We start from the raw sequence: 13341 nt of genomic DNA, 5'->3' as shown, positions 1-13341 counted from the left end.
CGCAGGGCTACTGAGATGTCGGGGTTCGGCTTCGAGACGCTGGCGCTGCTGGTCGCGGTGGGTTTTGCCGGCCCGCTGGTGGCTTCGCTGCCGCGCCTGCGGATTCCGCTGATCGTCGGTGAGCTGCTCGCGGGACTCGTCCTCGGCAAAACCGGCATCGGTGTGCTCGACGAGTCGAACCCGACGTTTCAGTTATTCGCGAACATCGGTTTCGCGCTGGTGATGTTCGTCGCGGGCACCCATGTGCCGGTGCGAAATCCTGACGTGCGCGGGGCACTGCCGCGGGCGTTGGCGCGAGCGGTGCTGTGCGGCGTCGTCGCAACGGCCCTCGGTGTGGCGTTGGCGTGGTATTTCGGTACCGGCCACGCGGCACTGTACGCGGTGCTGATGGCGTCGTCATCGGCTGCGCTGGCATTACCGGTGATCGGCTCGCTGCGGCTGCAGGGGCCGCCGGTGCTCTCGCTCACCGCACAGATCGCTATCGCCGATACGGCCTCTATCGTGTTGCTGCCCTTGGTGATCGACCTGAGCAGGGCGCCCACGGCGGCACTCGGTGCGCTGGCGATCGCGACGTGTGCGGGACTGCTGTACCTGGTCCTACTCGCGGTCGATCGCCGGGGCTGGCGCCAACGCGCGCACGCCTTTTCCGAGGATCATAAATTCGCGCTGGAGTTGCGCACGAATCTACTGGCGTTGTTCGCACTGGCGGCACTGGCGCTGCGCACCCACGTGTCGATCATGTTGGCCGGCTTCGCATTGGGATTGGTGATCGCGTCGGTGGGGGAGCCGCGACGGCTAGCGCGCCAGCTGTTCGGGATCACCGAGGGGTTCTTCGGTCCGTTGTTCTTCGTCTGGCTGGGCGCCTCGCTGCACGTGCGCGAGCTGGGTGCGCACCCGAAATTGATTCTGTTGGGCGTGGCGCTAGGGCTGGGTGCCGTGTTGGCCCACTGCGTGGGCAGGCTGCTCGGCCAGCCGGTAACCCTGGCCGTGCTCTCGGCCGCCCAACTCGGTGTGCCAGTGGCCGCGGCCACGATCGGGAACGAGGAAAACCTGCTCGCGCCGGGCGAAGGTTCGGCGCTGATGCTTGGCGCCCTGCTGACGGTTGCGGCCACCTCGATCGCCGGCGCATTGGCGGCACGTCGACAGCCGGCCACGGGCGCCGACAGCACAGCGCCAAGCCACAGACGCGACTAACGGGGCCCGTTGCGGACGCACAATGGGCGGGTACTGCGGACTCGCCGAGTACCGCCACAGGGCGGGTGGGTTGCGGTCGTCGTCGAAGGACCTTGGGCCTGCAGCGTCCGGGGACCAAAGGCCCACGGGACAGGGACTTCGGCGTGGTCGTCAGTGCGACCGAAGCACCGCTGGCCGGTTGCGTTCGCCTCTATTGGCCCCATCGGCCAACTGGTCGGATTGGTCTCAAGGCCGGTGGAGGAGGCTGCGATGAGATTCGTCAAGCACACAACGCATGGTGAGCGGATGTATTGCGTTACCGATCGCCTGCACGGTGGCCGCACGGTTCATGTGCACGGTGACGAGATCGCGGCCATCGTCACGACGTGGCTGCAAGAGCTGGGTACCTACAGCCCGCTGGTTGAGGACCTGGCGCGAGCAGCGTGTCTCGGCGACTGGTCTGCGGCCTACGCGCTGGGCAACCAGTTGTCCGTTGAAGTGACCCTTGCGTCGGCTGCCTAGCACTTGTGGCCCGAACAGCACCGGGGCGTGGCCCAAAGTCCCTCGCATCAAGGTCGTCGTCCCCTCTTCCCGTGGCGGTAAACCCGGAATCGTTGACACCAGAATTTTTAGAAAGGGGCGAACTGCCATGAATGCACGCTTTCCCGATGCGGGCACGATTCGCACGGCCCTGGCTCTGGCATCACGAGCCCCCTCCGTCCACAACACCCAACCCTGGCGATGGCTGGTGGGCGAGCAGAGCCTGCATCTCTACTCCGACGCAACCCGGCAGCTACCCAACACCGACCCGGACGGGCGCGACTTGATCCTGAGCTGCGGCGCGACGCTGAATCACTGCGTCGTCGCATTCGCGGCGGTCGGATGGCACGCCAAAGTGTCTCGCCTGCCTAACCCAGCGGATCCGAACCACCTTGCCGCGATTGAACTTTCACCGCATTCCGCTGACGCCTCCGACATTGCGCTCGCCGCGGCGATACCACGGCGGCGAACCGACCGCCGGCACTACAGCTCCTGGCAGGTACCCGTCGGCGACATCGCGCTGATGGCGGCGCGTTCGGCGCGCCACGGTGTGACGCTTTGCCAGGTGGAAGACACCGACAAGCTGAACAAGATCGTGGCGCAGTCCGTGTGGGATCACATGAATCACGACTATCTCGCCGAGCTCACCGAGTGGAGCGGCCGCTACGGCTCTCTAGCCGGCGTTCCGGCTCGCAACACGCCAAAGTCCGATCGTGAGGCCACGATTCCTGGCCGGTACTTCGCCGGTCCCGTACTCGCCGAGCCGCCCGGCTCGTCGTCCGCCGAAGACAACGCCGTGGTTCTCGCGCTCGGGACGCGTGCCGACGACCGGTTGTCGCGGCTGCGCGCCGGCGAGGCCACCAGTGCCGTGCTGCTCACCGCTACGTCGACGGGCCTGGCCAGTTGCCCGGTTACCGAACCACTCGAGGTCGCCGAGACACGCGAGGCCGTACGCGCCGAGATTTTCGGGAGCGACAGTTATCCACAGATGCTGCTACGGGTGGGCTGGGCACCGATAAATGCGGATCCGTTGCCATCGACACCGCGGCGTGAACTCTCCGATTTCGTCGGGTGGATATCGGACCTCGCAGATGCCGGCGAGTAGGCGCCAAACGCGAAACGCTCCGTCGCGCAGGGGAGTTGAGATGGAGACATTCACGCTAGACCCACGCTGCTGGTCAATCGCTCGCATTGTCGGTCGCAACGGCTTGCTTCGCCGATCCGATCGCGTGGAAGCTCTGGTCACACTCATCGCGTTCGTCGTGGCTTTGCTGGCGATTCCCTTCGCGGGGGTGGCGGCCGGCAGCACTTACGGTGTGCGCGAACGGGTTTATGTCCAACAGGCGCACCAGCGTCATGCGGTCACGGCAACGATCACGCAGACTGCCGTCGATGATTCGGGTATCGCGGTCGTGCAGGCGAAGTGGCCTGTACCGCAGGGTGAGCGCACGGGCCAGCTCGAACTTGCCGATGCTGTCGAGGTGGGCGACCGCACCACGGTTTGGGTTGATATGCATGGTGATCTCGTGACGGCGCCGACCCCCACCTGGCAGGCGGTGGGGGACGCGTTTGCCGCCGCCCTGGGGACGTTGCTGGTTATCGCTGCCGGGGTGGTAGCACTGGTGATCAGCGTGCGTTCACGGCTCAATCACGCCCGTGACGCTCAATGGGATCGTGAGCTGAATTGCCTGCAGGGAGACGGCGGCCAGACGATTCCTTGAGAGACGAGCGCCTCTATGCAGCGCACCCGACGGGACGGATGATATGTCGATGGCCGGCGAAGATTCTCAGGTCGCAGTGTTCGACGCGGCGGCACTGCATCGTCTTGTTGAGGTGTTGGTTGAACAGGGCTATCGGGTGATCGGTCCGACCCTGCGGGACGACGCGATCGTGCTGGCAGAGTTGGAGTCGGCGAACGATCTGCCCCGCGGCTGGGGTGTAGACGTGAGCCCGGGACATTATCGGGTGCGCCGACGCGAGGATGACGCGGCATTCGGGCATTCGGCCGGCCCCCAGTCCTGGAAACAGTTCCTTCACCCACCACGGCAGCGACTGTGGGCCGGTACTCGGGACGGGACAAGCCTCGACGAGGATGACGAGGTCCCCCGATACGCATTCCTGGGAGTGCGAGGGTGCGATCTGGCCGCAATCGGAACCCTCGACGGCGTGCTCGGCCGCGCCGAACATCCCGACAACTCGTTTGTCGGACGTCGGCAGCGGACCTTTGTCGTCGCGGTGAATTGCACGGAACCCGGCGGACTTTGCTTCTGTGCATCGATGGGTACCGGTCCCGCGGTCGGGTCTGGTTATGACCTCGCGCTCACGGAGCGTGTGGAGGGGGCCACTGCGTCGTATCTTGTCGACATCGGTAGCCGGCAGGGTGCCGATGTGCTCGCGCAGATACCGCACCGTACCGCCGAAAAACAGGAAATCGATTGTGCGCGAGCCGATGTCGAATCGGCATCGGGTCGGATGGGCCGGCAGATGCCGGACGTGAACCTGCGTAACCTGCTGATCGAGTCGAGAGAGTCACCGCAGTGGGACGAAGTCGCGAGCCGTTGCCTGACGTGCGGCAATTGCACGATGGTGTGTCCGACCTGCTTTTGCACGAGTACCGAGGACGTGAGCGACCTCACCGGTGAGCATGCCGAGCGGTGGCGGCACTGGGCGTCATGTTTCGAGTTCGATTTCACCTTCATCCACGGCGGGGGCAGCGTTCGTCAGTCTGGGGCATCGCGCTACCGGCATTGGCTGACCCACAAGCTGAGCACCTGGCACGACCAGTTCGGGATGTCCGGCTGTGTCGGCTGCGGAAGATGTATTGCCTGGTGTCCCACCGGGATCGACATCACCGCGGAGATGAACAAGATGGCCCGGACGGCGGACGATGAGTGACACGGTGACCGGTGTTGCGCCGGCCGCGCATTCCGCGATGGCGCCGGTACCTTATCGAGTGCGCAGCCGTGTCGTGGAGAGCCCCGATTCGGCAACGCTCACCCTGGTCCCGCTCGGCGAAGCACTGCGCCGTCCGCAACCGGGGGAATTTATGATGTTGTACGCCTTCGGGGTAGGCGAAGCCGCGATTTCGATCAGCGGCGACCCGACGGTTACCGACGGATCGATCACCCACACTATCCGCGCTGTCGGTGCGGTCAGCCGTGCCTTGCACGACGCCGAACCAGGCACCGTGATCGGGATACGGGGTCCGTTCGGCACATCATGGGGATTGGCCGAGGCTGCTGGGCGAGATCTGGTCATGGTCGCCGGCGGCGTCGGATTGTGCCCACTGCGTCCCGCCGTGCTGGGGGCGCTGGCCGAGCGCGCGCGCTACGGCAAGGTGACGCTGATCGCGGGCGCACGCTCCCGAGCCGATTTCGTCTTCGCGGCTCAACTCGAACAGTGGGCAGCAGAACCGCAAATCGAACTGCATCTTGTCGTCGACGCGCCGACGCCCGGCTGGAAGGGCGAGGTCGGATTAGTCACCGCACCGCTGAGCCGGTTGGAGCTCAACCCCGATCGCACCACGGCCTTTCTCTGCGGACCAGAGCCGATGCTGCGCTTCGGGGCAGCCGCACTGATCGCGAAAGGACTGGCCGCCAAGGATATTCGCGTCTCACTGGAGCGCAACATGCAGTGCGGGGTTGGGTGGTGCGGCCATTGCCAGCTGGGTCCGCTACTGCTGTGCCGCGATGGCCCGGTTGTCGGCTACGACATAGCCGGACCACTGCTTGCGGTGAAGGAGCTTTAAATGACCCGAACCAGCTTGGCCGTGTGGAAGTTCGCCTCGTGCGATGGTTGTCAGTTGACGCTGCTCGACTGCGAAGACGAGCTCCTGACCCTCGCTGATCAAGTCGAGATCGCCCACTTCGCCGAGGCTTCCAGCGCGACGGTCGGCGGCCCGTACGACGTGTCACTGGTCGAAGGTTCGATCACTACTCGACACGATGAACAGCGGATCCGGGCAATCCGGGACCAATCGAAACTGCTGGTCACCATCGGCGCCTGCGCGACGGCCGGGGGAGTGCAGGCGCTGCGCAACTTTGGCGACATCGCCGAGTTCACCTCGGTCGTCTATGCCAACCCGGAGTACATCGACACGCTGGCGAGCTCCACTCCGGCATCGGCACACGTCGAGGTGGACTACCAGCTGCCGGGTTGCCCGATCGACCGCGGACAGTTGCTCGACACTCTCGCGGCGCTGCTGATCGGACGCAAGCCGCGGCTGCCGGCCAAAACGGTGTGCACCGAGTGCAAATTGCGCGGGGTGACTTGTGTGATCGTCGCCGACGGCACCCCGTGTCTCGGACCAGTCACCCACGCCGGCTGCGGAGCACTGTGCCCGCGACATCGTCGCGGCTGCTATGGCTGTTTCGGGCCCTCCGCGGCGCCGCGGACCGCTACGCTGATTCCACTGTTGCGCCGCGACGGTATGTCCGACGCCGACGTCGACCGGGTTTTCTCGACATTCAATGTCGCCAGCTTCGCCGCCGAACGGAGCAATGAATGACGCCACCAATCCGCAGTCTGCGGGTCGACGCGCTCACGCGGGTGGAAGGCGAAGGCGCACTGAACGTTACGCTCAAGGATGGCGAACTCGAGAGTGTACAGCTCAATATCTATGAACCACCTCGATTCTTCGAGGCGTTCCTGCGTGGGCGCGCCTACACAGAACCACCGGACCTGACCGCTCGGGTATGTGGAATCTGTCCCGTGGCGTATCAAATCAGTGCATGCAACGCGATCGAAGACGCGTGCGGCATCCAGGTGGACGAGGATATCGTCGCGCTCCGGCGGTTGCTGTACTGCGGCGAGTGGATCAACAGCCACGCGCTGCACATCTACCTGCTGCATGCACCCGACTTCCTCGGCTACTCCGACATCGTGGGCATGGCACGCGATCACCCGGCCGCTGTGGAGCGGGGGCTGGCGCTGAAGAAGGCCGGCAACCAGTTGATGGAGTTCGTCGGCGGTCGCGCCATCCACCCGGTCAATGTCCGGCTGGGCGGCTTCTATTCCGTGCCAACGCGATTGGAATTCGTGCCGATCGCTGAGCAGTTGCGCCGAGCGTTGGATGACGCGCTGGCCACTGTCGAGTGGGTTTCGCGCTTTGAGTTCCCCGACCTAGCGGTCGACCACGAGTTTCTGGCACTCACGGCGACAGGCCGGTACCCGATCGAAAACGGCGCCATCGCGCGCAGCGCGGGCGTGCCCTTTTCGGTTGCCGATTTCACCAGCCACGTCGCCGAAGCTCAGGTTCCCCATTCCACGGCGCTGCATGCGACCCTCGATGGCGGTTGCTACCTGACCGGGCCATTGGCCCGATACTCATTGAACTCTTCGGCACTCTCGGTGGTCGCTGCCCAGGCGGCAGCAAGTGCCGGGCTACCGCCGGAATGCCGAAATCCTTTTCGCAGCATAGTCGTCCGCGCCGTCGAAGTGGTGTATGCGATCGAAGAGGCGTTACGGATCATCGCCGAGTATCAGCGTCCGGCGCACCCATTCGTTGACGTTGAAGCCCGCAGTGGTATCGGACACGGCGTCAGCGAAGCGCCTCGCGGCCTGCTGTATCACCGATACGAGATCGACGCGGATGGACTGGTTTCCGCCGCGACCATGATTCCGCCAACATCGCAGAACCAAGCGGCCATTGAGGCCGACTTAGGCCGCGCCGTCTCCGACAATCTGTCCCTTGACGACGCCGCGCTGACCATGCTGTGCGAGAAAGTAATCCGCAGCTACGACCCCTGCATCTCATGCTCCACACACTTCTTGACACTTCGGGTTGAGCATCATTGACCGGCGAGGTGGTCATTATCGGCCTCGGTAACATCCTTCGCAAGGACGACGCAGTGGGCATCGTCGCCGCCGTGGCGCTCAAAGACCTTGACTTGCCCGGTGTTTGCGTAGTAGCCGGCGTCGCGGAACCGCTGAGCCTGCTCGATGCGTGGTCGGGGGCGCGGCTTGCCTTGGTGATCGATGGCGCGGTTTCCTCGCCGCCAACGCCGGGCCGGGTCCGCCGTTGCTCGGTCGGTGATGTGGTCGACTCTTCGGGTGCATTGAGTTCGCACACGGTCGATGTCGGCCGCACTTACACGCTCGGCAAGGCGCTTGGAAATCGGGTACCCGACGTGCTTGTGGTGTTCACCATCGACATCGCGGACACCGATCACGGCGTCGGTTTGACTCCACAGGTCGCGCGCGCCATTCCGCATGTCGTCGAAATGGCGGTGGATGAAATCAACCGCAACTAGCATCGAGCGAGGCGATGGCGGCGCCCAGCTTGGTGGTGACCTCGTCGGCGATCGCGATCAGCGCCGGTTCGCCGGTTACCTCCAGCAACAGTTTCGGATCCATCGCCTCGACGATTATCGTGCCAGGATTGCTCTGGTCGGCGCGCAGCAAGATATTGCAGGGAAGTAGCAATCCAATCTCTCGATCGATGTTGATTGCTTGGTACGCCAAGGCTGGATGGCACGCACCAAGGATCAGATAATCCTCCATCTCCACACCGAGCTTGGTATTGAGCGTTGCTTTGATATCGATTTCGGTTAGCACGCCAAACCCCTGTTGCGCAAGGGCTTCTCGGGTGTATTTGACCGCGCGCTCGAAGTCCGTATTCAGGTGGGTCGACAGCGCGATGCTCATAGCAAACATCCGATCGTTTGGAGACCTGCCACGGTAGGGGCGAAAGTCCCAAGACCGTGGATTTCGAGGACCGTTTAGGCGGCCGGCGATGGTAGTGGCCCCGAATGACTGAAGCGGGCCGCTCGCCGGTGAATGCGGTGGGCCGTTCCCCGGGTCCGCAACAGTCGATCCCCGATGTGCATCGGACTCGAATAGAACCATTTCTTGGTGATCTCCACCAACACCATGTAGGTGAGGGTGAGTCCTAGCAAGGCGGCGAAGAACTGCCACGGTAGCGCCCGAAATCCAAGGTTGGCGGCGAGCGGCGACACCGTCAGGATCACGCCGAGCGCAACTATCGACAAAGTGGCGGCGGTGAGCAGTCCGCCCGGTCTGCTGCGCAGGAACGGCACCCGCCTGGTGCGAATCGCGAAGATGATGAGCGTTTGGGTGGCAAGGGATTCCACGAACCAGCCGGTGCGAAACTCGATCGGTCCCGCATTCAAGACGCCGAGCATGAGGCCGAACGTGAGGAAGTCGAACAACGAACTGATCGGCCCGAACGACAGCATGAACCGTCGTATGAACGCGATGTTCCAGTGCGCGGGTGCGTGTAGCTGCTCTTCGTCCACCCGGTCGGTGGGAATCGCGAGCTGAGAGGTGTCGTAGAGCAGATTATTGAGCAAGATTTGACTTGGCAGCATCGGCAGGAACGAAAGGACGGCCGATGCCGCGGCCGCACTGAACATGTTGCCGAAATTACTTGAAGTGCCCATCAATACGTATTTGATCGTGTTAGCGAAGATACGCCGGCCCTCGGCGACACCGTCGGCCAACACGCCGAGGTCCTTCTCCAGGAGAACCACGTCGGCGGCGTCCTTGGCGACATCGGTGGCCGTGTCGACCGAGATCCCGACGTCGGCCGAATGAAGGGCCAGGGCATCGTTCACTCCGTCCCCGAGAAAACCGACCGATCGCTGGGAATTCCGCAGCGACGAGATGACGCGGGCTTTTTGCTCCGGTGAGATGCGAGCGAAGATCGTGTGGTTGCGCGCTACGACGGTGAGTTCTGCGTCACTGAGCTGCTGCAACTCGGCGCCGGTGATGGTGCCTTTGGACGGCAATCCGATGTCGTTGCAAACCTTTTCGGCGACGCTGGCATTGTCGCCGGTGGCTACTTTGACCTCGATTCCCAACGCCTTGAGTCGTGACAACGAATCATGCACGTCGGCTTTCGGGTTGTCCGCGAAGACCAGAAAGCCCTCGAGTGTCAGAGCAGCCTCGTCGGCTGCGCACAACGTCTCCTGACCCGGCGCTGGTTTACTGGCTATCGCCACGACTCGACGCCCGTCGGCAAACAACCGTGTCAAGGTCCGTTGCGCGGCTTCGGGGACGTCGTCGCAGCGTGCCATGACCTGTTCGGGTGCGCCTTTGACCACGATGCGCCTACCGCCGTGGCCATCGACGAGCGCCGAGGTGGCCCGTCGGGTGTGATCGAAGGGCAACGTCGCCAGGCGGGTGACCGCGGCGATGGCGGGCCGACCGCGCCACAGGGCCGCGTCGAGGTCGTTCGCGCTTACCCCGCCTGTCGACGGGTCGACATCGGTGGCGAGCAATCCGGAATTCAACACCGAGTCTGCGTGGGTGCCGAAGACATCGACGGCGTCGATCAAGTCGAGTCGGCCGTCGGTCAACGTGCCGGTTTTGTCCGTAATCAAGATGTCGATGTCGCCGAGGTCCTCGATACACACGAGGCGCTTCACCAGGACCTTCAGGCGGGCCAGCCGTCGTGAACCCGAGGCCAAGCTCGTGCTGACGACAGCGGGAAGCAATTGGGGCGTGATGCCGACCGCGATGGCCAATCCGAACAGCGCCGCATCGATGAGTGGCCGTCGCAGTAGCAGATTGCTGACGATGATGATGACGGTAAGTGTCAACGCGACTTTCAGAAGCAGATAGGAGAAGCGTCGCAGTCCCTGCTGAAAGTCGGTCTCCGGTTGGCGCGAGCCCAAACCGACTGCGATGCGACCGAATTCGGCGGCGGCACCGGTCGCGAAGATCACGCCGGTCGCCTCACCCGCACTGACCACGGTGCCCATGAACGCCAAACTGGATGCGTCGGTGATGTTTGCATCCGGTGCGGCCGGCTCCGCCGACTTCTCCGACGGCGCCGATTCGCCGGTGAGGATGCTTTCGTTGCATTCCAATCCGTTCACCGTGATCAGTCGCACGTCGGCGGGCACCAATTCACCGAGTTGGAGACGGATGACGTCCCCGGGGACCAGAGCGGTGACGTCGACACGGCCGAACTGGCCGTCGCGGCGAACCACGGCCGTATGACGGACCCGCTCGTGCAGAGCGGCCGCTGCCCGTTCTGCCCGGTATTCGTTGAAAAACGACAGGCCAACGCTGATGAGCAAAATGATGCCGATGATGATGGCCTGTGTTCCGTCGCCGAGGAAGAAGGACAGTATCGCGGTAACCGCCAAGAGCACCAACACCGCATTGTTCAACTGGCGGCCGAGCACTGCTAGAGCGCTAACCCGATGGGTCCGAACCGAATTCGGTCCGATTGATGCCAGCCTGGATTCCGCCTCGAGTGAGGAGAGCCCCTCTTGAGAGGTATGCAGCGAGCGCATCACGTCGGTGAGCGGTGCGCTCGCGACGTCCTGCAGCGATCGGGTAGCGAGCCTAGGGGCATCATCGTCGAGGGTCGACCCACTGGTTCTCCCCGCGGTGTGACAGGTGCCCATGCGTCCACGATGGCCGCTGCACCGGTGTCGCTGTAGCGCCGGAAGGCCGGTTACCCCTCGCTGAAAGTCACTAGGTGCTAGGGCATTAAGTCCCTAGTTCATACGCATGGGACTTCAGGCCCTTTTCAAATGCAGGGGAAGACGATCGGATGAAGTCCGGAGGTCAGCTGGCCGACCTTCAACTCATGCGACACACACGCTTTCGGAGGTTTCCACGGTGTCTGAGGCAATCCCGTTGGGACGATTTGCGGGTTTTCCGGTGCGGGTTCACTGGAGCGTGATGGTGATCCTGTGGCTGTTCACGTGGAGCCTGGCAACCACATTGCCCCACACCGTCGCAGGATATTCGCGGCCGGCTTACTGGTTGGCCGGAGCGTGCGGCGCGGTGGTACTGCTGGCATCGCTGTTGGCCCACGAACTCGCCCATGCAGTGTTGGCCCGTCGCTCCGGGGTACCCGTCGACGACGTCACACTATGGCTTTTCGGTGGTGTGACGAGTTTGCAAGGAGAGGCGAAAAGTCCAAAGGCCGCCTTTCGTATCGCATTGGCGGGCCCGGCCACCAGCCTGGTCCTGTCGGCGGTGTTCGCAGGGATAGCGGTTGCGCTTTCGGCCTTGCACGCCCCGACCATCGTCGGCAGCGTCGCCGGGTGGCTGGCCAGTATCAACTTGTTGCTCGCGCTGTTCAATCTGCTGCCGGGTGCCCCTCTGGACGGCGGGCGGCTGGTGCGCGCCTACTTATGGCATCGCCACGGCGACAGTGTGCGCGCGGCGATCGGCGCGGCGCGTGCCGGACGAGTGGTCGCGATCATCCTGATTGTGTTGGGGCTGGCTGAGTTTCTCGCTGGCGGCCTGATCGGTGGTGTCTGGTTGGCGTTCATCGGCTGGTTCATCTTCGTCGGCGCCCGCGAGGAAGAAGCGCAGGCGACCAGTCAGCAGATCTTCGCGGGCGTGCGTGTTGCCGACGCGATGACCCCGCAGCCGCATACCGCTCCCGGATGGATAACGGTCGAGGATTTCATCCAGCGTTATGTACTCGGCGATCGGCACTCGGCGTACCCGGTTGCGGCCCCGGACGGATCGATCACCGGCTTGGTCACGTTGCGGCAGTTACGCGAACTCGCGCCCCATCGGCGCACCACCACGAACGTTGGCGAGATCGCCCTGCCGTTGCAAAGTGTGCCCACCGCCGCTCCGCAAGAGCCGCTTCAAGATTTGTTGCGTCGGATGGCGCCTGCTGGTCCTCGCAGTCGCGCTCTGGTCGTAAACGCGGGCACGGTCGTCGGCATCGTCACGCCCAGCGATGTGGCACGCCTTATCGAGGTCTATCAGCTAGCCCGGCCCACGTCGGACGGAGTCGCCGATCATCACGATGTGGGCAGCTATTCCGGTGCCGGGTGAGCCGGTGATGATCACGGAAGGAGTACGGACCATGAAACCTATCGTCGTGGGTATCGACGGTTCATCGGCCGCGATCGCCGCCGCGATTTGGGGTGTCGATGAGGCCGTTGGGCGCGGTGTCCCGCTGCGGCTGATCTCGGTCATCAAGCAGACGCACTCATCGCCGGAGGACTACGCCCGCGATCTCGAGCATGCCGAAAAATCGCTTTGGAAGGCGCAATCCGCGGTCGAGGCAAGCCAGAAGCCCGTCAAAATCGAAACCGACATTCCGCGCGGCCCGGCTGGATCGGTCATGGTGGAGGCGTCACGCGATGCCGAGTTGATCTGCGTCGGCTCGACAGGCATCGGGCGCTACGCCCGCGCCCTGTTAGGCTCCACGGCAACCGAACTCGCCGAGAAGGCCCACTGCTCCGTTGCGGTGGTGCGGACGGATCCGGACCAACCGCCGCCCGACATCAACTGGATCGTCGTGCGGATGACCGATGCGCCCGGCAACGACCGCGTCGTCGAATACGCTGCGTGGGAGGCGAAATTGCGCGAGGCGCCCATGTTGGTCCTCGGTGGTCGGCCCGAAGACCTCAGCGAGCAAGCCGACGGCGCTTTCGAACGGCGAGTGCAGGATTGGCAGCGCCGTCATCCCGAGGTGCGCGTGTACCCAATTACCACCAAGTACGCCATCGCCAGCTTCCTGCGCGTCAACGAGGAGCGAGTGCAACTCGCCGTGATCGGCGCCGCGGAGGCCGCTGCGCTGGCGCATCTGGTGGGTCCCTCCGGGCATCCGCTGTTCCACCACGCCGAATGTTCAGTTCTCGTGGTTCGCGAATAAGTGGGCCCGCCGGTGAAGATCAAGCA

Annotated in this window: 13 protein-coding genes; 11 read left to right on the top strand and 2 right to left on the bottom strand. The window is 63.9% G+C overall.

Annotated features, from left to right (window positions below; translation table 11 throughout):
• The first annotated feature begins 15 nt into the window (after positions 1-15).
• The 9 genes from ACAG21_RS12315 (at position 16) to ACAG21_RS12275 (ending at position 7964) form a co-directional block, all read left to right on the top strand.
• Complete coding sequence (locus ACAG21_RS12315) at positions 16-1194, top strand: cation:proton antiporter (protein ID WP_370496393.1); 1179 nt, start codon at positions 16-18, stop codon at positions 1192-1194.
• 249 nt (positions 1195-1443) lie between these two features.
• Positions 1444-1695 (top strand): hypothetical protein, encoded by a 252-nt coding sequence (locus ACAG21_RS12310; RefSeq protein ID WP_370496392.1) that lies wholly within the window; start codon positions 1444-1446, stop codon positions 1693-1695.
• 127 nt (positions 1696-1822) lie between these two features.
• Positions 1823-2818, top strand: a complete 996-nt coding sequence (locus tag ACAG21_RS12305) for an NAD(P)H nitroreductase (RefSeq protein ID WP_370496390.1) — start codon at positions 1823-1825, stop codon at positions 2816-2818.
• Between the two features lie 40 nt (positions 2819-2858).
• Positions 2859-3434, top strand: coding sequence for a hypothetical protein (locus ACAG21_RS12300; protein ID WP_370496389.1), 576 nt, complete (start codon positions 2859-2861; stop codon positions 3432-3434).
• A gap of 43 nt (positions 3435-3477) precedes the next feature.
• A complete protein-coding gene (locus ACAG21_RS12295) occupies positions 3478-4608 on the top strand; it encodes a 4Fe-4S dicluster domain-containing protein (protein WP_370496388.1) in 1131 nt (376 codons plus the stop codon).
• Entirely contained in the window at positions 4601-5461 is an 861-nt protein-coding gene (locus ACAG21_RS12290; protein WP_370496387.1) for an FAD/NAD(P)-binding protein, read from the top strand. Before ACAG21_RS12295 ends, ACAG21_RS12290 begins: the two co-directional genes overlap by 8 nt.
• On the top strand, positions 5462-6220 hold the full coding sequence (locus tag ACAG21_RS12285) for an oxidoreductase (protein ID WP_370496386.1): 759 nt from the start codon (positions 5462-5464) through the stop codon (positions 6218-6220).
• Positions 6217-7509, top strand: a complete 1293-nt coding sequence (locus ACAG21_RS12280) for a Ni/Fe hydrogenase subunit alpha (protein WP_370496385.1) — start codon at positions 6217-6219, stop codon at positions 7507-7509. The genes ACAG21_RS12285 and ACAG21_RS12280 overlap by 4 nt, the downstream gene beginning before the upstream one ends.
• Complete coding sequence (locus ACAG21_RS12275; RefSeq protein ID WP_370496383.1) at positions 7506-7964, top strand: hydrogenase maturation protease; 459 nt, start codon at positions 7506-7508, stop codon at positions 7962-7964. The genes ACAG21_RS12280 and ACAG21_RS12275 overlap by 4 nt, the downstream gene beginning before the upstream one ends.
• On the opposite strand, the gene ACAG21_RS12270 is transcribed toward ACAG21_RS12275, so the two are convergent.
• A complete protein-coding gene (locus ACAG21_RS12270) occupies positions 7951-8358 on the bottom strand; it encodes a DUF302 domain-containing protein (RefSeq protein ID WP_370496382.1) in 408 nt (135 codons plus the stop codon). The genes ACAG21_RS12275 and ACAG21_RS12270 overlap by 14 nt on opposite strands.
• A 74-nt stretch (positions 8359-8432) precedes the next feature.
• Complete coding sequence (gene mgtA, locus ACAG21_RS12265) at positions 8433-11090, bottom strand: magnesium-translocating P-type ATPase (RefSeq protein WP_370496380.1); 2658 nt, start codon at positions 11088-11090, stop codon at positions 8433-8435.
• 217 nt (positions 11091-11307) lie between these two features.
• On the opposite strand from mgtA, the gene ACAG21_RS12260 reads away from it, so the two are divergent.
• Positions 11308-12489, top strand: a complete 1182-nt coding sequence (locus ACAG21_RS12260) for a site-2 protease family protein (RefSeq protein WP_370496379.1) — start codon at positions 11308-11310, stop codon at positions 12487-12489.
• A gap of 31 nt (positions 12490-12520) precedes the next feature.
• Positions 12521-13315 carry a universal stress protein gene (locus ACAG21_RS12255; protein ID WP_370496378.1) on the top strand — a complete coding sequence of 265 codons (795 nt, stop codon included), beginning with the start codon at positions 12521-12523 and terminating at the stop codon, positions 13313-13315.
• Positions 13316-13341: the final 26 nt, after the last annotated feature.

Origin of the sequence: Mycobacterium sp. pR1184, assembly GCF_041287235.1 — a bacterium.
Classification (GTDB): domain Bacteria; phylum Actinomycetota; class Actinomycetes; order Mycobacteriales; family Mycobacteriaceae; genus Mycobacterium.
The sequence above is the reverse complement of the archived record's forward strand: the minus strand, read 5'-3'. Positions and strand labels throughout refer to the sequence as shown.